Source organism: Streptomyces sp. NPDC093544, assembly GCF_040683495.1.
GTDB lineage: Bacteria > Actinomycetota > Actinomycetes > Streptomycetales > Streptomycetaceae > Streptomyces.
Map to the genome: position 1 here is coordinate 1 of NZ_JBFBEA010000058.1, position 18,104 is coordinate 18,104.

Here is an 18,104-nt window from a genome sequence, read left to right on the forward strand (position 1 = left end):
ATGCACTCGACAAGGGGAGGTAGTCATGCCAACTCCGAAGGCCGGTAACCCCGTTGCGGGGCTACGAAGACGGTAATGGGGAGGGGGAGCGCGGCCGGAGCGACGGGCGGCGCCCCGGTTCGGACCGGCCGCAGCACCCCTCGGGGAGCGTCGGACGGCCGTCGCCCGACCGGGTGGCACCCGCACCCCGCCGCCGGACCCGTTCGGGCGGCCAAGCACCCACGCTGCGGAGCAGCCCTAGAGTCCCCCCGCGTCCACCGCCGTCCACACCGATGGAAACAGGGGCCGGAAGCCCAGCTCGCGGCGGATGCGGCCGGTGGAGACGATGCCGTGCCACGGGTCGTCGTCCGCCCGGTCGTGCAGGTCCTCGGGGACTTCAAGGCCGTTGAGCTGGTGCAGCTCGACCGTTGTCACCGGCGCGTCGTCCGCGATGTTGTACACACGGCCGTCGGCGCCCGGGGCGTACAGCAGACGCAGCAGCCCCTGGGCCACATCCACGTGGTGGACCATCTGCAACCGCTGGGTCGCGGCCCAGTCCCCCGCCCACCGCATCACCTGGGCGAGGTGCGGGTCCCCTTCGCCGTAGACGAACGAGAGCCGCCCGACGCGTACGTCAAGGTCCGCCATGGCCAGCAGCCCGCGCTCGGCCTGGGCCTTCGACTCCGGGTACGCGCCCCACATGCGGCCGCCGGGTACGAAGGGGTCGGACTCGGTGTGCGGGCGGCCCCGCCCCGCGCCGTACACGAGGTTCGTACTGACCTGTACGAACCGGCGTACGCCGGAAGCGACCGCCGCGCGCCCCAGTTCCAGCGCCGCGTCCCGGTTGACCGCCCGTGCCTCGTCGTCCGGCACGCCGCGGAAGGAAGCCGCGATGTTCACCACCGCGTCGGCTCCGGCGAGCGCCTTCCCGAGCGTCTCGGAGTCCCGCAGGTCCCCGACCGCGACCTGCGCGCCCAGTTCGGCGAACCGGGACGCCTTCGACTCGTCGCGGACCAGGACCCGTACCTGCTCGCCGGGCTGCGCCTGCGCCAGCAGCCGTGGGACGAAGCGGCGCCCGACCTCACCCGTCGTACCCGTCACCAGTGTCAGCATCATGTGCTCCTCTCTCGTACCGCCAGCCTGGGACGAGGCGGCGGGCGGCGGGAGAGACCTCTCGATCAGGGGATCAGCACTCCCTGGATAAGACGGGCGCGTTGCGCCACGCTGGAGGGGTGAACCGTGCCGAACTCGCCGACTTCCTGCGCCGTGGCCGCGCCCGCCTGGAGCCCTCCCACGTGGGGCTCACTGCGGGCGCCCGGCGCCGTACGCCGGGCCTGCGGCGCGAGGAGGTGGCGGGGCTCGCGGGGATGTCCGTGGACTACTACACACGGCTGGAGCAGTCGCGGGGGCCGCGCCCGTCACGACAGATGCTGGGCGCGCTGGCGCGGGCACTGCGGCTCAGCGGCGACGAGCGGGACCACCTCTTCCACCTGGTGGGCGAGGAGCCGCCGCGCTCCGAGAGCGCGTCCACCCATGTCCGGCCGGGGCTGCTGCTGATCCTCGACCGGCTGCACGACGCGCCCGCGATGGTCGCGACGGACTACGGCGACGTGCTCGCGCAGAACGCGATGGCGGCGGCCCTCGTCGGCGAGGCGGACGGCAACCGCAATATGGTTCGCCGCTTCTTCACCGACCCGAGGGCCCGTGCCCTCTTCCCTGCCGAGGACCATCCGGAGCTGGCCCGCTCCCATGTCGCCAACCTGCGCGCCGTCACCGCGGCGCGGCCCGAGGACCCGCGTCCGGCTCGGCTGGTGGCCGAACTCCGCGCGGTCAGCGAGGAGTTCGCCAAGCTGTGGGACACGCACGAGGTCGCCGTACGCCGCGCCTCCACCAAACGCTTCCGGCATCCGACCGTCGGCCTGCTCGAACTCGACTGCGAGACCCTGCTCAGCTCGGACCACGACCAGTTCCTGATCGTCCACACCGCCCGCCCTGGCACGGAGTCCCACGAACGGCTCCAACTGCTGCGCGTGGTGGGCCTACAGGACATGTCGCCGAGCACGGGCTGAAAATCTCTAGCGCCGGCCGGGGAGGGATTCAGCCCCTCCGGCGTTTGAGGAGCGGGGGTTTGGGGGCGGAGCCCCCAAGTGACGGGAATGGGCAGGGGCGGAGGGGGCGAAAAACGCCCCTCAGAACCCCAGCTTCCGCAGTTGCCGAGGATCCCGCTGCCAGTCCTTGGCGACCTTCACATGGAGGTCGAGGAACACCGGCGTACCGAGCAGCGCCTCGATCTGCTTGCGCGACTTGATGCCGACTTCCTTCAGCCGCTTGCCCTTGGGCCCGATGATGATGCCCTTCTGGCTGGGCCGCTCGATGTAGACGAACGCGTGGATGTCGAGGAGCGGCTTGTCGGCGGGCCGGTCCTCGCGCGGCAGCATCTCCTCCACCACGACAGCGATGGAGTGCGGCAGTTCGTCCCGCACACCTTCGAGCGCGGCCTCACGGATCAGCTCAGCGACCATGACCTGCTCGGGCTCATCGGTGAGGTCACCCTCCGGGTACAGCGCGGGCCCCTCCGGGAGGAGCGGCACGATCAGGTCGGCCAGCAGACCCACCTGGTCGTCCCCGACCGCCGACACCGGCACGATCTCCGCCCACTCGAACCCGAGCTCCGTACCGAGCTGGTCGATGGCGATGAGCTGCTCGGCGAGCGTCTTGCTGTCCACCAGGTCGGTCTTCGTGACGATCGCGATCTTCGGCGTCTTCTTGATGGACGCCAGTTCCTTCGCGATGAACCGGTCACCGGGGCCGAGCTTCTCGTTCGCGGGCAGGCAGAAGCCGATGACGTCGACCTCGGCCCAGGTGGTCCGCACGATGTCGTTCAACCGCTCACCGAGCAGCGTGCGCGGCTTGTGGAGCCCGGGGGTGTCCACCAGGATCAGCTGCGCGTCGGCCCGGTGCACAATGCCCCGCACCGTGTGCCGCGTGGTCTGCGGCTGGTTCGCGGTGATCGCCACCTTCTGGCCGACCAGAGCATTCGTGAGCGTGGACTTGCCCGCGTTGGGGCGGCCCACGAAGCAGGCGAAGCCGGCGCGGTGGATGGCCTCGGACGGCTCGGATGACTCGGTACGAACACTCATGGCGCCCATTGTCCCTGATCATCGGAGCCCCGCCGTACGACAACCGGAAGCGGCGACGCTCACGGCCACCGCGGGGCGGCTCAGAAAACCCCCACGCACAGCATGAGCAGACCGGCCTGGACCTTACGGCGCCCGCCGGGACGGCCTACGATCACGAGGTCCCGGGCCGGTCAAGGCGCCCCGGTCTCGCCATCCGTCCCCATCCCCGCCCCCACTCCCGCCCCCATCGCTCAGAAGGTCAAGGCCCAGGCATGAAGCTCATCACCGCGATCGTCAAGCCGTTCCGCCTCGACGAGGTCAAGACCGCCCTCCAGGAACTCGGCGTGCACGGTCTGACCGTCACGGAGGCCAGCGGGTACGGGCGTCAGCGCGGCCACACCGAGGTGTACCGCGGCGCCGAGTACCAGGTCGACCTGGTACCCAAGGTTCGTATCGAGGTCGTCGTCGACGACGCCGACTCCGAGGCGGTCCTCGACGCGGTCGTGCGGGCCGCGCAGACCGGGAAGATCGGCGACGGCAAGGTGTGGGTGGTGCCGGTGGAGACGGTGGTGCGGGTACGGACGGACGAGCGCGGCCCCGACGCGCTCTGAGACCCCTCACCGACCGCGACCACGACCACCGAAAACGACTGACCACGAGGACCGGTGCCGCCGCGCGCGGGCGACACCGGCCTTCGCGTACTGCTTGTACTGCGCGTGCTGCTGGTACCTAGTGGCTACTCGAACACGAACGGGCTCGGGGACTGCGCCGCGCTCGCGGTGCAGGTGATGGGGATCCCCAAGACCGACAACTGCAGGGAGCCTCCGAAGGCCTCCAGGCTGTCACCGGGGGCGACAGTGCCGGTCAGGGGGCCGACCGTGACCCCGCCGCCCGCCGGGATGGCGGGGTTCTCCGTGCCACTGAAGACGGTGGTGCCACCACTGGCCTTCACCAGGGTCAACGTGGCAGCGACCGAGTCCTCACCCAGGCCTATCGGGGTCGTGATCTCGGTGGAGGAGACGGTGATGGTCGCGGCCGTGCCGGTCTGCGTGGCCGTGAGAGTGGCCACACCGCTGCCGATAAGGCTGCAGGTCGCGCTGATGGTGGCCGTCTGTGGGGTGACGGCCGCGGCGGTCGGCGCGAAGGCCAGACCGGTCGCGGCGAGGGTGCCGGCGGCTATCGCCGCGGCGCTTCCGAGTCGCATGCGTTTCATCGGATTCCCTTCCCTTGTACGGGAATTGCCATGTGGGGATGGAGGGACGGCGCCGTCTTGCGCCGGGCACACGGACGCGTCACCGGTACGCCGGTGAGGGTGTGGAGTGGTGTGTACGCGGACGGTTCCGCGAGCGGCGACACATCTGACGGTCCGTCGGAACTGACGGTTCCATTGAGGCGTGAGCGCCGGGCGATTGCAAGGGACTCCTCCTGGATTCCTCCAGGGGTCAGCAAAAGTGGCCGAAGTTACCCGGGGTAAGGCCGGTTTTCAGCCTGTCTAACGCTTGATAACAGAGCCGACGAGGCCGTCCAGGCCGAAAAGTGGGGGTCTGGGGGCTGCTGCCCTCAGAAACGGGACGGGGAGAGGCGGAGGGGGCGGAAAACTCAGCCCGCGACAACCCGCACACGCACAGCCCCGTCAGGCCCGGCCACCAGTACCGGCGTCCCGGCCCCGCCCAGATCCCGTACAGCCGCCAGATCCTCCTCGGCCGCCGCCTCCGCCTCGGTCACCACCGCCGCCGCCTCCAACGACTTCGCCCCCGACGCCACAGCCATGGCCACAGCCGTCCGCAGCGCGCTCAGTCGCAACGAAGGCAGCTCCACACTCCCGGCCACATACGTACGCCCCGTCTCGTCCCGCACGGCCGCCCCCTCGGGCACACCGTTACGGGCCCGAGCCGAACGGGCCAGGGTGACGATCTTGCGGTCCTCGGGATCGAGGGCGGAGTTCTCGGTCATGGACGGAGCTTATCGAGCCCGCCGGCCACCGGTTTCGTACACCCGGCCGCTAGGGCACGGCCCAGGGCCTGTCCTAGGGGGTGCCGTTTGGATCACCCCGGGTCCGCGACGCCTGGCACGGCACCTCGCCGCGTTGTCGCATCACCCGAGTACGTCCAGTACCCGGGTCATGCTCCGCCTTGCGATGCACCGCACCATGCGCCGCGGCCTGATCCGAGGTGATCCGAACGACACCCCCTAGCCCGCTACCGGGTACATCGACCCCCGCCGCCCCTCCGGCGAGGCCAGCCACTCCAGCTTCGCCGCGGTGTTCGCCTCCGGCAGCGGCGTGTGCAGGACGACGGTGAGGTCGGGCCGGGCGGGCACCTTCATCGCGGTGGACTCGACGGCAAGGAGCCCGACCATCGGATGGTCGAGCTCCTTGCGGATCTGCCCCGCGTCCTGGATGTCCCGCCGCTCCCACAACGCGGTGAACTCCGGGCCGGCCGCCGTCAACCGGGCCAGCAGCTCCCGGAACCCCTCGTCGTCGGGGGCGGCTGCACAAGAGGCACGGAACTGGGCGACCACCGTCTGGGCGTTCAGCTCCCAGGTCCGGGAACGCCCCCGGTAGAGCGGGTCGGTGAAGAAGTCGACGATGCAGTTCTGGGTGTTCTCGGGGCGCATGCCGAGGACCATGGCGGCAGCGTCGTTGTACATCACGCAGTTGTAGTACTGGTCCATGATGTGCGCCGGATACGGCATCCACGTGTCGATCAGCCGTCGCAGCCCGTCGCACATGTCCCGCACCTCGGGCGCCACTTCGGGCGCGGGCGGGTTCAGCCCGGCGAGCACATACAGATGGCGTCGCTCGGCGTTGCTCAGCCGCAGCACCCGGGACACCGCGTCGAGGACCTGCGGCGAGACGGAGATGTCCCGTCCCTGCTCCAGCCACTGGTACCAGGACGCGCCGACACCCGCGAGCACGGCGACCTCCTCGCGGCGCAGACCGGGCGTACGGCGCCGGGCCCCGCCGTCCGGCAGACCCGCCTCGGCCGGGGTGACCCGCGCACGGCGGCTCATCAGGAACTCGCGCAACTCCCTCAGCCGGTGCGTCTTGAGCGCCGCGTCTTCAGCCACGTACGAATCCCCCTACTGGCGACTGGTGGTGCGACCACCAGCATAAGTTCCGGCTCCCCACGGTTATTCCGGCCGCAGCAAGCTCTTGCCCATGCCCACCGACACCGCCTCAAGTCCCCTGCGAACCCCGCAACACCCGCTCGACACCCGCCTGTCGACCCGCGACAAGCTTGTCCTCTTCGTCCTCTGCGCGGCCCAGTTCATGGTCGCGCTCGACTTCTCCGTGCTGAACGTGGCGCTGCCCGTGCTCGGCGCGGACCTCGGTATGAGCCGGTCCGCCCTGCAGTGGGCGGTCACCGCCTTCGCGCTGCCGTCGGGCGGATTCCTGCTCCTCTTCGGCCGCATCGGTGATCTGTACGGGCGCCGCAGGCTGTTCCTGACCGGCCTCGCCCTGTTCGGGTCGGCCTCACTGCTCGCGACCGTCGCCTGGGACCCGGCGTCCTTCCTGACGGCGCGGGCGCTGCAAGGGCTCGGCGCGGCGGCGATCGTCCCGACGGGCATGTCGCTGCTGACGACGACGTTCCCGGAGGGCCCGGCGCGCGCCCGCGCCCTGGGCATCTCCGGCACACTCCTCTCGCTCGGCTTCACGATCGGCATGGTCGCGGGCGGGGTCCTGACCGACGTACTGAGCTGGCGCTCCACGATGGGCCTGCTCACGCTCTTCGCGCTGATCGTGCTGCCGCTGGCGCCCGGCCTGCTGCCGGAGTCGCGCACCCCGGACCGCCCACGCCTGGACATCCCGGGTGCCGTCACGGTCACCGGCGGTCTGCTGGCCCTGATCTACTCGCTGTCGACAGCGGCCGAGCGCGGCTTCGGCGGCGCCGACGTCATCACCACCCTCGTCGCGGGCGTCGCACTGCTCGCCGCCTTCGTGTACGTCGAGTCGCGCGCCGCGGCTCCGCTGGTCAGCCTGCCCATGCTGCGCCGCCGCACGGTGGCGTGGGGCAACCTGGGCGGTCTGGTCACCTTCTCGATGATGTCTACGGTGATCTTCGTGCTGACCCTGTACCTCCAGGAGACCCTGGGACTGTCGGCGTTCGAGACGGGCCTGGTCTTCGGCGTGCAGGGCATCCTGTCGGTGGTCGCCGGGGTGTACGCCCCGAAGGTCATCGGCCGCTTCGGCGCCCGCCGTACGCTGGTCGGCTCGCTGGCGGGCCAGGGGGTCCTCACCGGCGCGCTGCTCGGCCTCGGCGCGGGCGGCTGGTCGGTCTGGCTGGCCACCGCGGCGGTCTCGCTGGCCAGCATGTGCCACCTCGGCGCGATCATCTCGTACGGCCTGACCGTCACCTCGGGCGTCCCCGACGAGGAACAGGGCCTGGCCACCGGCCTGGTGACCTCCACCCAGCAGGTCGGCATCACCATCGGCATCCCGCTCCTGGGCATCCTGGCCACCACCTCCACCGACCTCCTGTCCGGCGTCCACACGGTGCTGTCCCTGGACGCGGGCATCGTGCTGGTGGCTGCGGTGCTGGTCGGGACGGGCCTCGGCAGGCGCGTCCGGGACTGATGCCCCGTCCCCCCTTCACGACGTCGGCCCGCCCCTGATGTCAGGGGCGGGCCGTCGGCTCGGCCGATGCCGATGAGGACTTGGGCGGCACCGAAGTCAGGAAGGTGCGCCAGGCGACAGGGTCGAAAACGAGCACCACTCCCCGTGGAACTCTGGAGTCCCGCACCAGAACCGCTTCGCCGGTCCAGGCGATCTCCACGCAGTCGTTTCCGCCACCGCCACTCACACTGCTCTTGCGCCACGACCATGAGCCACCCACGCTGTCCCCTCCAACCCGGGTGTGGACACGCAGCACCTCTTCCAGAGTAACGGTCGTTCATTGGAATAAGAACGAGACGTTTCTCGCCAAGGTCCTCTTAAACAGGGGGAGTTACTCCGCTTCGGGCGCCGCGCCGGCTTCCAGGAGCGACGCGAGATCGTCGCCCCCCTCCCCCAGCCTCTCCGCCACCCTGCGCAGCAGGCCGTCGACATGGTCCTTGATGCTCAGGTCCTCCAACTCCCAGAACCTTTCGACGTATCGCCCCGTCTCCTCGGGATCGTTGCTGGCGTAGGAGTCGCCGCGCGGATTCTCCAGGTAGAACGAGTCCGGCATCTCCTCCGCCTCGAACTCGAACAGCGTGAAGGGCCCTTGAATGCCGGCGTGGGCACCCACACTGAACGGAAGGATCAGGATGTGGATCCTCGGGCGGGCCGCCAGTTCGGCCAGCCGCTCGAGCTGGGCACGCATCACCCCTCGCCCGCCGACCTGCCTGCGGATCACCGACTCGTCGAGGATGAAGAAGAACTCCGGGCCCTCATCACCCTGGAGCAACTCCTGGCGGGAAAGCCGCGCCTCGACATAGCGGTCCAGCGTCTCCTGTGCCACACCGCTGTCGTAGGCGCGGATGATGGCGCGCCCGTACTCCTCCGTCTGCAACAGCCCTGGAATCTGAAGGGAGTTGAAGTGCCGGATGAGTGTTGCCGAGGTCTCCAGAGCCAGGAACTGGAGGAACTCCTTGGAGTAGATGTCCCGGAACTCGGTGAACGGCATTTTTCGGCTGCCCCGGGCGAGATCGAGCAGCGTGTCGATCGTCCGCCGGTCCGTGATGTCGTAGACGGCGAGAAGGGGCCGCAGGTCATTGACCGTGATCCCGACTTCGCCCGCCTCGATGCGGATCAGCTTGGACGGACTCCACTCCATTTTTTCCGCTACCTGACGTTGCGTCAGACGCGCCCGGGTCCGTGCCCTGCGGAGTTCCGTGCGGAGCCGGATCCGCTGGAGTGCCGGACTCGGCCTACTCGGCTCACCCATGGTCCTCTACCCCCATGAGGACCAATCGAGTTGCGACATAGCAGTCTTGATGGTTACACATCGATACCTCTCCAAGAGAACACATGCACGTAACGCGGCACAGATCACCACTGGTGGCGGGGGTCGCGCTGGTTGCGCCAACTCTCGGGATGCTATGTCGCACTTCGGACCCAACGTATCGGACACACCGAGTCGGAGTCAGCAGTTAGGACTGTTCACCCGTCCGCCAGCGGGCTACGCTGGTGTCGAGGGCTACGTTGCCGGACATCCGACACGGCCCTCAACTCCGGCTCCACGAAAGGAGGTTCAACCAAGCAGTAGCGAAGTTGACGCCAACCCCCCGGGAGCCGCCCCGACTTCCGCCGACTCGGCACTTGTGGATCGCCGCGGTATCCACAAGGTATGTGGAGCCATCGGAAGGGAGGAGCAGCCCCATGGCCACAGAGCCTGAGGGGCGCCGCAACACGTGGACGGACAGGGTGGCGTACACCGTTCCCTGGGCAAGCCTCATTCTCTTGATCTACAAGATCATCGAAGAGGTGCTCCGCCGCGTGTGAGAGAAATGGCCCCGGTCAAGAGAAGCCGGGGCCATGGAAGCGGACGCCAGTAGAAGCAGGTTCCACTCCGAGTGTGCTGCTCGGCCTACACGGAGTGGGCCTGTTGAGAGCCCGCCGAACTCACCATTCTGCCGCGATTTCCCCGTCCGGTCGACCCGTCGGAATCAGGTCAACAGGTCATCGACAGCTGGGCGGGGTCACGCCCGGTCCAACCGGAGCCGCTCCGCGCGTGGCAACCCCGCGACCACCAGGTCGTACGAGTCCTCGATCAGTTCCCGCACCAGCCGGTCCGGGAGCTCGCCGTCGACGGTCACGGTGTTCCAGTGCCGCTTGTTCATGTGGTAGCCCGGGATGATGAGGCCGGGGTGCTCCTCGCGCAGTCGTACGGCGTCGTCCGGGTTGCACTTCAGGTTGACCGTCAGTGGCCGCGCGCCCAGGTTCGTCAGGGCGAACAGCTTCCCCAGCACCTTGAAGACCGAGGTGTCCGGGTTGAAGGGGAAGTCCTCGACGGTCGCGTTGAAGGACAGGCAGAACGCGCGAAGCCGCTGCGGAGTCACTCCGGCTTCTCCTTCTCGGCGGGATCCGTCGGGCCCACCGGCTCGACCAGCACCGTGACGATCTTGTTCCGGCGTCCGGCCGCGGCCTCGGCCGTCAGTCGCAGTTCCCGCCCGTCGGGCAGCTCGACCACCGCCGACGCCGAGGCGATCGGTACGCGCCCCAGTGCCTTCGCGAGCAGCCCGCCGACCGTCTCCACGTCCTCGTCGTCGTACGCCTCGAAGCCGTACAGCTCGCCGAGGTCGCCGATGTCGAGACGGGCGGTGACGCGGTAGCGGTCGTCGCCGAGCTCCTGGACCGGCGGCAGCTCACGGTCGTACTCGTCGGTGATCTCGCCGACGATCTCCTCGAGGATGTCTTCGATGGTGACGATGCCGGCTGTGCCGCCGTACTCGTCGATGACGACGGCGACGTGGTTGCGCTCCTGCTGCATCTCGCGCAGCAGATCGCCCGCGTTCTTGGTGTCGGGTACGAAAGTGGCGGGCCGCATGGCGGTGGACACCAGCTCGCTCTCGGCCTCGCGGCTGATGTGCGTCTTGCGGACGAGGTCCTTCAGGTACACCATCCCGACGATGTCGTCCTCGCTCTCCCCGGTGACGGGAATGCGCGAGAAACCGGAGCGCAGTGCCAGCGTGAGCGCCTGCCGGATGGTCTTGTACCGCTCGATGACGACCAGGTCCGTCCGCGGCACCATCACTTCCCGTACGAGGGTGTCGCCGAGCTCGAAGACGGAGTGCACCATGCGGCGCTCCTCGTCCTCGATGAGGGACTCCTTCTCCGCGAGGTCGACCAGCGCGCGCAGCTCGGCCTCGGAGGCGAACGGTCCGCGCCTGAAGCCCTTGCCGGGTGTGAGCGCGTTGCCGATGAGGATGAGCAGCGACGGGATCGGGCCCATGATCCGCGCGAGCGGAAGCAGTACGTACGCCGCCGCCGTCGCCGTGTTCAGCGGGTGCTGGCGGCCGATGGTGCGGGGCGAGACGCCGACCGCGACGTACGAGACGAGGACCATGACGCCGATGGCGACCGCGAGGGCCTGCCAGGTCTCCTCGAACTGCTGGAGGCACGCGTACGTGACGAGCGCGGCGGCGGCCATCTCGCAGGCGACGCGCACCAGCAGCGCGACGTTCAGATAGCGGGTCGGGTCGGCGGCGACCCGCGCGAGCTTCGCGCTGCCGCGCCGCCCGGACCGTACGGCCTCGTCCGCGCGGAAGCTGGAGACGCGCGCGAGGCCCGCCTCCGCGCAGGCGGCGAGCCAGGCGACGACGACCAACAGGACGGCGCCGGCGACGAGTTGGGGACTCATGACACGGTCGGGGCCGGCGAGGGACCCGTCATGCCCTTGTCCGCGCGCCAGCCGTCCACGATGGCCGCCTGAAGACCGAACATCTCGGCCTTCTCGTCGGCCTCCTCGTGGTCGTACCCGAGCAGATGCAGCACCCCGTGGACGGTCAGGAGCTGAAGCTCCTCGTCCATGGAGTGCTGCGTCTCGGCTTCCTTGCCCTGCCGCTCGGCGACCTCCGGGCAGAGGACGATGTCACCGAGCAGACCCTGCGGCGGTTCGTCGTCGTCCTTGGACGGCGGCCGCAGCTCGTCCATGGGGAACGACATGACGTCCGTCGCCCCCGGCAGGTCCATCCACTGGATGTGCAGCTGCTCCATGGCGTCGGCGTCCACGACGATCACCGAGAGCTCGGAGAGCGGGTGGATGCGCATCCGCGCGAGCGCGTAGCGGGCGATGTCGAGGATCGCCTGCTCGCCGACCTCGGTTCCGGACTCGTTGTTGACGTCGATCGACATGGTCTTGCTGGTCTACTTCCCGCTATGCCCGCGGCCCTTGTGGGAGCCGTTCTCGGTGCCGTTCTCGCTGTCGTACTTCTCGTACGCGTCGACGATACGGCCGACCAGCTTGTGCCGTACGACATCGCTCGACGTGAGCCGTGAGAAGTGCACGTCCGGAACACCCTCCAGGATGTCCTGGACCTGCCGCAGACCCGACGTCGTCCCGTTCGGCAGGTCGACCTGCGTCACGTCACCCGTGATCACGATCTTCGATTCGAAGCCGAGCCGGGTCAGGAACATCTTCATCTGCTCGGCGCTGGTGTTCTGGGCCTCGTCCAGGATGATGAAGGCGTCATTGAGCGTACGGCCACGCATATAGGCGAGCGGCGCCACCTCGATCGTCCCCGCCGCCATCAGCCGTGGGATCGAGTCCGGGTCGAGCATGTCGTGCAGCGCGTCGTACAACGGCCGCAGATACGGGTCGATCTTGTCGTAGAGCGTGCCCGGGAGGAATCCCAGCCGCTCACCCGCCTCCACCGCCGGGCGGGTGAGGATGATGCGGCTGACCTGCTTGGTCTGGAGCGCCTGTACGGCCTTCGCCATGGCGAGATACGTCTTGCCGGTACCGGCGGGGCCGATGCCGAACACGATCGTGTTCTTGTCGATGGCGTCGACGTACCGCTTCTGGTTGAGCGTCTTGGGGCGGATGGTGCGGCCCCGCGAGGACAGGATGTTCTGCGTGAGGACCTCGGCCGGGGTCTCCTGGCCGTCACCCTCCCCGTTCTCGCTCGCTCTGAGCATCGCGATCGAGCGTTCCACGGCGTCCTCCGTCATCGGCTGCCCGGTGCGGAGCACCAGCATCATCTCGTCGAACAGGTGCTGGACGAGGGCGACTTCACCGGCGTCGCCGACCGCGCTGATCTCATTGCCCCGGACATGGATGTCGGCCGCCGGGAAGGCCTTCTCGATCACTCGCAGGAGGGCGTCGCCGGATCCCAGCACGGTGACCATGGGGTGGTTCGCGGGGACCGTGAAACGCGCTCGTGCCTGCCCCTGTGCGGGGGTCTGTGCTGTGGGTGTCTGAGTCATGGGCCGGCTCTGAGGCCTGCTTTTCCTCCTCGATCGGCACGCTTGCCACAGGGGCAGCCTTGCGATTCCAAGAGTACGACTCCGCACTGACAAGTCCGTAGGGCTTTTCACTGTGACGTGCGGCGTCGCGTTCGTCAGGCGTCAGGCGTCAGGCGTCAGGCGTCAGGCGTCAGGCGTCAGGCGTCAGGCGTCAGGCGTCAGCCGACAGCCGTGAGCCGTGAGCCGTGAGCCGTCAACGCCAGCGCGGGGCGCCCGCTCCCCCGCCGGGGGTCGCCGCCTCGATCTTGGCCCGGATCTCGCGCATGACCGTGATGATCCGGTCCTCGTGGGCGGGGTGCAGCCGGACGACGGGGACCGAGCAGCTGATGGCGTCCTGAGCGGGAACGTCGTACCGCAGAGCGAAGCCGAAGCCCACGATGCCGAGGACGCCCTCCTCCCGGTCGACGGAGTAGCCACGGGCGCGGGTACGGGCCAGGTCCGCCGCCAGGGCGTCACGGTCGGTGTGGGTGCGCGGGGTGGCGGGGACGTACGGGCCCTCGGGCAGCTCTTCGTCGGGGCGCTCGGCCAGCAGCGCCTTGCCGAGGGCGCCCACATGGGCGGGCAGCCGGCGGCCCACCCGGCTGATGGTGCGCAGGTACTCGTGCGATTCGCGGGTGGCGAGGTAGGCCACGTCCGTGCCGTCAAGGCGCCCCATGTGGACCGTCTCGCCGAGCGCCTGCGACGCCTCGTCGAGATACGGGCGTACGGCGCGCACGCGCGGGTCCGAGTCCAGGTAGCTGGTGCCCGTCAGCAGGGCGTGGATGCCGATCCCGTACAGCGAACCCGTGACGTCCGTGCGCACCCAGCCCCGGCTGATCAGGGTCTGGAGCAGCGCGTACATCGAGCTGCGGGGCACCCCGAGTGCGTCCGCGAGCTCCTGGAGGCGTGCGGGCCGGTCGCCCCGCTCGGCCAGCAGTTCCAGCAACCCGACCGTGCGCGCGGCGGACTTCACCTCGCGCACTCCGCGCTCGTCAGTGGGTTCTGGCATGTGCAGATCGTAGGCGTGTCGGCCGGAACCATTGACGACTCTCGTTCGCGTACCTAATCTTCATCTTCATACGTAGACGACATCTACATACGGAGATGGTGACGGGGATGACCGCGGACGTAGACAGAGAGGCCATCGTGGAGCGGCTGCGCGACGGGATGGCACGAGGCGTGCTGTCCTTCCCGCTCACCAGCTTCCACGGCGACGGCTCCCTCGACCTCGACGGCTTCCGTACGCATGTGGCGGCGCAGATCGCCGCCGGTCCCGGCGCGGTCTTCCCGGCGTGCGGCACCGGCGAGTTCTTCTCACTGGACGAGGACGAGTACCGGCAGGTCGTCACCACGACGGTCGAGGCGGCGGCCGGGCGTCTGCCCGTCGTCGCCGGGATCGGGTACGGATGGGCCCAGGCAGCCCGGTTCGCGCGCATCGCCGAGGAGGCCGGCGCCGACGCCCTGCTCGTGCTGCCGCACTATCTCGTCGCGGGGCCGCAGGAGGGACTCGTCGCGCAGGTGGAGCAGATCGCCCTGCGCACCCGGCTGCCGCTCATCGTCTACCAGCGCGGCCAAGTCGCCTTCAACACCCAGTCGTTGAGGCGTCTCGCCCGCGTCCCCGGCGTCATCGGCCTCAAGGACGGACACAGCGACCTCGACCGGCTCCAGCGGCTCACGCTCGCCGCACCCGAGGGTTTCCTGTTCTTCAACGGGGCCGCCACCGCGGAGATCCAGGCCCGCGCGTACGCCGCTGTCGGCGTCCCGGCGTACTCGTCGGCCGTGCACGCGTTCGCGCCCGAGATCGCCGACGCGTTCTTCGCGGCTCACCGGGACGGTGACGACGCCGCCATGGACCGGCTGCTGCGCGACTTCTACATCCCCTTCGTCGAACTCCGCGACCGCCAGACCGGATACGCCGTCTCGCTCGTGAAGGCGGCCGCCCGACTGCGCGGCCGCCCGGTGGGCCCGGTCCGCGCCCCGCTCACCGACCCGTCCCCCGCGGACCTGGCCGACCTGGAGAAGCTGCTCGCGACCGGACTGGCCCTCGTCCCCGCGCCCGCCGCCTCCGTAGGAGCCGCTCTGTGACCCACGACCTCACCATCACAGACGTCCGGCTGACGCCGATCCTGGTGGCCGACCCGCCACTGCTCAACACGCAGGGCGTGCACCAGCCGTACACCCCCCGGCTGATCGTGGAGGTCGTCACGGCGAACGGCGTGACGGGTGTCGGCGAGACCTACGGCGACAGCAAGTACCTGGAACTCGCCCGCCCGTTCGCCGAGAAACTCGTGGGCCGCCAACTCACCGACCTCAACGGGCTGTTCACCGTCGCCGACGAGGTGGCCGTCGACCAGGGCCGGGTCGACGACCAGATCGACGTCGGCGGCCTGCGCGGCGTCCAGACCGCCGACAAACTGCGCCTGTCCGTGGTCTCCGGCTTCGAGGTGGCCTGTCTGGACGCGCTCGGCAAGACACTCGGGCTGCCGGTGCACGCGCTGCTCGGCGGCAAGGTACGGGACGCGGTGGAGTACAGCGCGTACCTCTTCTACCGGTGGGCCGAACACCCCGCCGGGGTCGAGAGCGAGAAGGACGACTGGGGTGCGGCAGTGGACCCGGCCGGAGTCGTCGAGCAGGCGAGGAAGTTCACCGAGCGGTACGGGTTCACCTCGTTCAAGCTCAAGGGCGGCGTCTTCCCACCTGACGAGGAAATCGCCGCCGTACGAGCCCTGGCCGAGGCCTTCCCCGGACATCCGCTCCGCCTGGACCCCAACGGCGCCTGGTCCGTGGCGACTTCACTGAAGGTCGCGGAGGAACTGGGAGACGTACTCGAATACCTGGAGGACCCCGCACTCGGCACACCCGCCATGGCGGAAGTAGCGGCGCACACCTCCGTCCCCCTGGCCACCAACATGTGCGTGACGACCTTCGCGGAGATCCAGGAGGCCTTCACGAAGGGAGCCGTGCAGGTCGTCCTGTCCGACCACCACTACTGGGGCGGACTGCGCAACACGCGTGAACTGGCCGCCATCTGCCGGACGTTCGGCGTAGGGGTGTCCATGCACTCCAACACCCACCTGGGGATCAGCCTCGCCGCGATGACCCACGTCGCCTCGACGGTCCCCGATCTCCACCACGCCTGCGACTCGCACTACCCCTGGCAGTCCGAGGACGTACTGACACAGCGCCTCACCTTCGAGGACGGCTCGGTCAAGGTCTCCGACGCGCCCGGCCTCGGTGTCGAACTCGACCAGGACAAGCTGCGGTTCCTGCACCAGCGGTGGCTCGACGACGACGGCACACTGCACGACCGAGACGACGCGGCCGCGATGCGGATCGCCGACCCGGAGTGGGTCACGCCGGCCGTCCCCCGCTGGTAACGACCGAATCCGGACGCGCCACAAGCCGGTCCGGGCCGCCGCGGCCCGGACGGCCACACTCTCCGCGGCCCGGACACCGGGCCCCGGACCTGCGGGAACGTTTCCCACGAGACCCTGACGCGACAGACGACGCGGGCGTGCTCAGCGCCACTGAGCACACGGCGTGGTGCAGACTGGCGTGAATCCGCACCACGTCAGGGAGCGCACCGTGATCGCATCCAACGGAGAGCGACCGTACTGCCACGCGCATGTCGACCCGCTCGCCGGGCTGCGCACGCCCCAGGATCCGCCCTGGGACGTCTACCTCACGGGCACCGTGTTCCTCGACATCATCTTCACCGGGCTCGACTCCGCGCCGGTGCGCGGGACCGAGTCCTGGGCGCGCGGGATGGGGTCGAGCCCCGGCGGCGTGGCGAACATGGCGACGGCGCTGGCGCGGCTCGGCCTGAAGACCTCGCTGGCGGCGGCCTTCGGGGACGACCACTACGGGGAGTACTGCTGGGACGCCCTGGAGCAGGGCGAGCACATCGACCTCTCCCCGTCCCGCACCGTGCCCGGCTGGCACTCGCCGGTCACCGTGTCGATGGCGTACGAGGGGGAGCGCACGATGGTCTCCCACGGCCACGAGCCGCCCCCGGAGGAACCGGCCCCCGACTGCCCCCCGATCGCGCGTGCCGCCGTCGCCGCCCTCACGCCCGGCAAACCCGCGCCCTGGATCGCGCAGGCCGCGAGCAAGGGCACCCGGATCTTCGCGGACGTCGGCTGGGACGACACGGGGGCCTGGGATCTGGCGGGGCTGCCCGATCTCGCGCACTGCGAGGCGTTCCTGCCCAACGCCGAGGAGGCGATGCGCTACACCGGCGCGTCCTCTCCGCGCGCCGCGGCGCATGCGCTCACCGAGCATGTGCCGGTCGCCGTGGTCACCCTCGGTGCGGAGGGGGCGTACGCCGTGGACGCGCGTACCGGGCAGAGTGCCGAGGTGCCCGCCATCGCCGTCGAGGCCATGGACCCCACCGGCGCGGGGGACGTCTTCGTCGCCGGCTTCGTCATGGGCACCCTCGCCGACTGGCCCCTCGCCGACCGCCTCGCCTTCGCCGGCCTCACCGCCGCGCTCTCCGTCCAGGAGTTCGGCGGATCCCTGTCGGCTCCCGGCTGGTCCGAGATCGCCGCGTGGTGGCGCCGCGTCCAGTCCGTCGACGACCAGGATCCCACCGCGCTCCAGCGGTACTCCTTCCTGGAGTCCCTACTCCCAGAAGCGTCCCGCCCCTGGCCCCTACGCCGAGCCATCCCCACCATCGGCTTCGGCCGCTCAACCTGACCCGACCGCGCCCCACCGCGGCCTCTCCAACCCGGTTGAGCAAAGGGCATTCATTCGCCCCCTCCGCCCCTACCCATTCCCGTACCTGGGGGCTGCCACCCCCAGACCCCCGCCATCGGCCTGAACGGCCTCGTCCTCAAACGCCGGACAGGCTAAAAGACCTCTCCACCGCCGAACGGGCTGAAGACTGCCGGCCGGGGCTGAAGAGCGGAGCCTCCACGGGTGGGTGGGGGATCGGGGGCGGGGCAAAGGACCGGGACGGCGGCGCCACCACCTCGCCCTCTACTCCCCGGACGGGCTGAAAACCGAAAGATGCCCACCGGCGGAAGGGGCCGGGGGCCGGTACATCACATGCCCGTCGCTTACGTTCGCGTCACCGGACCCCTCGCTTCCTGCCCGACGTCTGATCCGGCTGATCGGAAGTGCAGAGGTGTGATGTCCTGTCA

General features: G+C 69.6%; 19 protein-coding genes. 7 read left to right on the plus strand and 12 right to left on the minus strand.

Annotated features, from left to right (window positions below):
• Positions 1-237: 237 nt before the first annotated feature.
• Positions 238-1,092, minus strand: coding sequence for an NAD(P)-dependent oxidoreductase (locus tag AB0N66_RS41815; protein ID WP_365446075.1), 855 nt, complete (start codon positions 1,090-1,092; stop codon positions 238-240).
• A 119-nt stretch (positions 1,093-1,211) separates the two neighbouring features.
• Here AB0N66_RS41815 and AB0N66_RS41820 point away from each other — a divergent pair, with 119 nt between their 5' ends.
• Positions 1,212-2,048, plus strand: a complete 837-nt coding sequence (locus tag AB0N66_RS41820; RefSeq protein WP_365446026.1) for a helix-turn-helix transcriptional regulator — start codon at positions 1,212-1,214, stop codon at positions 2,046-2,048.
• Positions 2,049-2,168: 120 nt separating this feature from the next.
• On the opposite strand, the gene era is transcribed toward AB0N66_RS41820, so the two are convergent.
• Positions 2,169-3,128, minus strand: coding sequence for a GTPase Era (era, locus tag AB0N66_RS41825; protein WP_365446029.1), 960 nt, complete (start codon positions 3,126-3,128; stop codon positions 2,169-2,171).
• Positions 3,129-3,370: 242 nt separating this feature from the next.
• Between era and AB0N66_RS41830 the strand changes: the two genes are divergently transcribed.
• Positions 3,371-3,709 (plus strand): P-II family nitrogen regulator, encoded by a 339-nt coding sequence (locus AB0N66_RS41830; RefSeq protein WP_365446032.1) that lies wholly within the window; start codon positions 3,371-3,373, stop codon positions 3,707-3,709.
• Between the two features lie 125 nt (positions 3,710-3,834).
• Here AB0N66_RS41830 and AB0N66_RS41835 read toward each other — a convergent pair whose 3' ends face one another.
• The 3 genes from AB0N66_RS41835 to AB0N66_RS41845 all read right to left on the minus strand — a co-directional run bounded on the left by AB0N66_RS41835 (position 3,835) and on the right by AB0N66_RS41845 (position 6,110).
• The gene (locus AB0N66_RS41835; protein WP_365446035.1) at positions 3,835-4,311 is read right to left on the minus strand and encodes a hypothetical protein; all 477 of its coding nucleotides are present in this window, start codon (positions 4,309-4,311) and stop codon (positions 3,835-3,837) included.
• A gap of 386 nt (positions 4,312-4,697) precedes the next feature.
• Positions 4,698-5,051: a cytidine deaminase gene (locus AB0N66_RS41840; protein WP_365446038.1), complete on the minus strand. Its 354-nt coding sequence runs from the start codon at positions 5,049-5,051 to the stop codon at positions 4,698-4,700.
• 237 nt (positions 5,052-5,288) lie between these two features.
• Positions 5,289-6,110, minus strand: coding sequence for a helix-turn-helix transcriptional regulator (locus AB0N66_RS41845; protein WP_365446077.1), 822 nt, complete (start codon positions 6,108-6,110; stop codon positions 5,289-5,291).
• Between the two features lie 148 nt (positions 6,111-6,258).
• On the opposite strand from AB0N66_RS41845, the gene AB0N66_RS41850 reads away from it, so the two are divergent.
• The gene (locus tag AB0N66_RS41850) at positions 6,259-7,674 is read left to right on the plus strand and encodes an MFS transporter (RefSeq protein WP_365446041.1); all 1,416 of its coding nucleotides are present in this window, start codon (positions 6,259-6,261) and stop codon (positions 7,672-7,674) included.
• Between the two features lie 40 nt (positions 7,675-7,714).
• On the opposite strand, the gene AB0N66_RS41855 is transcribed toward AB0N66_RS41850, so the two are convergent.
• Entirely contained in the window at positions 7,715-7,933 is a 219-nt protein-coding gene (locus AB0N66_RS41855; protein WP_365446044.1) for a DUF397 domain-containing protein, read from the minus strand.
• A gap of 111 nt (positions 7,934-8,044) precedes the next feature.
• Positions 8,045-8,965 carry a helix-turn-helix transcriptional regulator gene (locus AB0N66_RS41860; protein WP_365446047.1) on the minus strand — a complete coding sequence of 307 codons (921 nt, stop codon included), beginning with the start codon at positions 8,963-8,965 and terminating at the stop codon, positions 8,045-8,047.
• 434 nt (positions 8,966-9,399) lie between these two features.
• Here AB0N66_RS41860 and AB0N66_RS41865 point away from each other — a divergent pair, with 434 nt between their 5' ends.
• A complete protein-coding gene (locus AB0N66_RS41865; protein WP_365446050.1) occupies positions 9,400-9,522 on the plus strand; it encodes a hypothetical protein in 123 nt (40 codons plus the stop codon).
• Between the two features lie 197 nt (positions 9,523-9,719).
• On the opposite strand, the gene AB0N66_RS41870 is transcribed toward AB0N66_RS41865, so the two are convergent.
• From AB0N66_RS41870 to AB0N66_RS41890, 5 genes are all read right to left on the minus strand, one after another.
• Complete coding sequence (locus AB0N66_RS41870; protein WP_365446053.1) at positions 9,720-10,079, minus strand: MmcQ/YjbR family DNA-binding protein; 360 nt, start codon at positions 10,077-10,079, stop codon at positions 9,720-9,722.
• Complete coding sequence (locus tag AB0N66_RS41875) at positions 10,076-11,380, minus strand: hemolysin family protein (protein WP_365446056.1); 1,305 nt, start codon at positions 11,378-11,380, stop codon at positions 10,076-10,078. The genes AB0N66_RS41870 and AB0N66_RS41875 overlap by 4 nt, the downstream gene beginning before the upstream one ends.
• Positions 11,377-11,874 (minus strand): rRNA maturation RNase YbeY, encoded by a 498-nt coding sequence (gene ybeY, locus AB0N66_RS41880; RefSeq protein ID WP_365446059.1) that lies wholly within the window; start codon positions 11,872-11,874, stop codon positions 11,377-11,379. Before ybeY ends, AB0N66_RS41875 begins: the two co-directional genes overlap by 4 nt.
• Positions 11,875-11,886: 12 nt before the next feature.
• Positions 11,887-12,945 (minus strand): PhoH family protein, encoded by a 1,059-nt coding sequence (locus AB0N66_RS41885; RefSeq protein WP_365446062.1) that lies wholly within the window; start codon positions 12,943-12,945, stop codon positions 11,887-11,889.
• A 232-nt stretch (positions 12,946-13,177) separates the two neighbouring features.
• Positions 13,178-13,972 (minus strand): IclR family transcriptional regulator, encoded by a 795-nt coding sequence (locus AB0N66_RS41890; RefSeq protein WP_365446064.1) that lies wholly within the window; start codon positions 13,970-13,972, stop codon positions 13,178-13,180.
• A gap of 107 nt (positions 13,973-14,079) precedes the next feature.
• Here AB0N66_RS41890 and AB0N66_RS41895 point away from each other — a divergent pair, with 107 nt between their 5' ends.
• From AB0N66_RS41895 to AB0N66_RS41905, 3 genes are all read left to right on the plus strand, one after another.
• Positions 14,080-15,048 carry a 5-dehydro-4-deoxyglucarate dehydratase gene (locus tag AB0N66_RS41895; RefSeq protein ID WP_365446067.1) on the plus strand — a complete coding sequence of 323 codons (969 nt, stop codon included), beginning with the start codon at positions 14,080-14,082 and terminating at the stop codon, positions 15,046-15,048.
• Positions 15,045-16,340 carry a glucarate dehydratase family protein gene (locus AB0N66_RS41900; RefSeq protein WP_365446070.1) on the plus strand — a complete coding sequence of 432 codons (1,296 nt, stop codon included), beginning with the start codon at positions 15,045-15,047 and terminating at the stop codon, positions 16,338-16,340. The genes AB0N66_RS41895 and AB0N66_RS41900 overlap by 4 nt, the downstream gene beginning before the upstream one ends.
• A 208-nt stretch (positions 16,341-16,548) precedes the next feature.
• Positions 16,549-17,658 carry a PfkB family carbohydrate kinase gene (locus AB0N66_RS41905; RefSeq protein ID WP_365446072.1) on the plus strand — a complete coding sequence of 370 codons (1,110 nt, stop codon included), beginning with the start codon at positions 16,549-16,551 and terminating at the stop codon, positions 17,656-17,658.
• The last annotated feature ends 446 nt before the right edge of the window (positions 17,659-18,104 follow it).

Excerpts from the sequence above, each read along its gene's own strand:
- AB0N66_RS41815 (WP_365446075.1), bottom strand. The coding sequence starts at position 1,092 with ATGCTGACACTGGTGACGGGTACGACGGGTGAGGTCGGGCGCCGCTTC.
- era (WP_365446029.1), bottom strand. The coding sequence starts at position 3,128 with ATGGGCGCCATGAGTGTTCGTACCGAGTCATCCGAGCCGTCCGAGGCC.
- AB0N66_RS41830 (WP_365446032.1), top strand. The coding sequence starts at position 3,371 with ATGAAGCTCATCACCGCGATCGTCAAGCCGTTCCGCCTCGACGAGGTC.
- AB0N66_RS41835 (WP_365446035.1), bottom strand. The coding sequence starts at position 4,311 with ATGAAACGCATGCGACTCGGAAGCGCCGCGGCGATAGCCGCCGGCACC.
- AB0N66_RS41840 (WP_365446038.1), bottom strand. The coding sequence starts at position 5,051 with ATGACCGAGAACTCCGCCCTCGATCCCGAGGACCGCAAGATCGTCACC.
- AB0N66_RS41845 (WP_365446077.1), bottom strand. The coding sequence starts at position 6,110 with ATGAGCCGCCGTGCGCGGGTCACCCCGGCCGAGGCGGGTCTGCCGGAC.
- AB0N66_RS41850 (WP_365446041.1), top strand. The coding sequence starts at position 6,259 with ATGCCCACCGACACCGCCTCAAGTCCCCTGCGAACCCCGCAACACCCG.
- AB0N66_RS41860 (WP_365446047.1), bottom strand. The coding sequence starts at position 8,965 with ATGGGTGAGCCGAGTAGGCCGAGTCCGGCACTCCAGCGGATCCGGCTC.
- AB0N66_RS41865 (WP_365446050.1), top strand. The coding sequence starts at position 9,400 with ATGGCCACAGAGCCTGAGGGGCGCCGCAACACGTGGACGGACAGGGTG.
- AB0N66_RS41875 (WP_365446056.1), bottom strand. The coding sequence starts at position 11,380 with ATGAGTCCCCAACTCGTCGCCGGCGCCGTCCTGTTGGTCGTCGTCGCC.
- ybeY (WP_365446059.1), bottom strand. The coding sequence starts at position 11,874 with ATGTCGATCGACGTCAACAACGAGTCCGGAACCGAGGTCGGCGAGCAG.
- AB0N66_RS41885 (WP_365446062.1), bottom strand. The coding sequence starts at position 12,945 with ATGACTCAGACACCCACAGCACAGACCCCCGCACAGGGGCAGGCACGA.
- AB0N66_RS41890 (WP_365446064.1), bottom strand. The coding sequence starts at position 13,972 with ATGCCAGAACCCACTGACGAGCGCGGAGTGCGCGAGGTGAAGTCCGCC.
- AB0N66_RS41895 (WP_365446067.1), top strand. The coding sequence starts at position 14,080 with ATGACCGCGGACGTAGACAGAGAGGCCATCGTGGAGCGGCTGCGCGAC.